Origin of the sequence: Bartonella pachyuromydis (genome assembly GCF_039543065.1) — a bacterium.
GTDB lineage: Bacteria > Pseudomonadota > Alphaproteobacteria > Rhizobiales > Rhizobiaceae > Bartonella > Bartonella pachyuromydis.
Map to the genome: position 1 here is coordinate 1 of NZ_BAABJA010000072.1, position 605 is coordinate 605.

Annotated in this window: 1 protein-coding gene; it reads right to left on the reverse strand. The window is 36.2% G+C overall.

Going from position 1 to position 605, the window contains the following annotated elements; all coding sequences use genetic code 11:
- Positions 1-382: hypothetical protein (locus tag ABD917_RS08805; protein WP_345119679.1), on the reverse strand; the 382-nt coding region annotated here is incomplete at its 3' end.
- Positions 383-605: the final 223 nt, after the last annotated feature.

Here is a 605-nt window from a genome sequence, read left to right on the forward strand (position 1 = left end):
CTCGCATTCCTCGAGTATATGTAGCTTCACTCATTGGTGTTAGAGCTTGATCGACTGTTCCAAAAGACATGTAAACTTGATCTTTCCCGATGTTTTCTTGCACTCGAAGGTAGAGAACTTCAAAAACTTTTGTACCGGCACCAGTTAATTCTTTGAGTGCTTTAACTCCTTTTACAAAAAGTTTTACGAATTTTGTACTGTCGACTTGTTCGGCTTCCCAAAATCCTGCGATGTTAGCTTGGATTTCCCCTTCGCCACTTATGAGCATCATATCACCACGTCTATTTATTATTCGTCTGGTTTTTGTGGATATATCCATCATAAAAGGATTGTTTTCATAGAGAACTATTCCACGTCGTGTTTTTATTTTTTTTTCCGTCATTTTGATTATTCCTTTTGATAGATAATTCGTCACGTCATGACAGAAAAACCGTCAATAGTCAACGTGAAATTGACGGTTTTTCCGTCCAATCCTGACGGTTTTTCCGTCCAATCCTGACGGTTTTTAAATTTTTAACATATTGAATCTAAAATGTTTTTAGATTTGCCCTTTCTTATATCTTTATAGACGGAAAATAATTTAAAAAAATGAGAGGCGGTAGCCT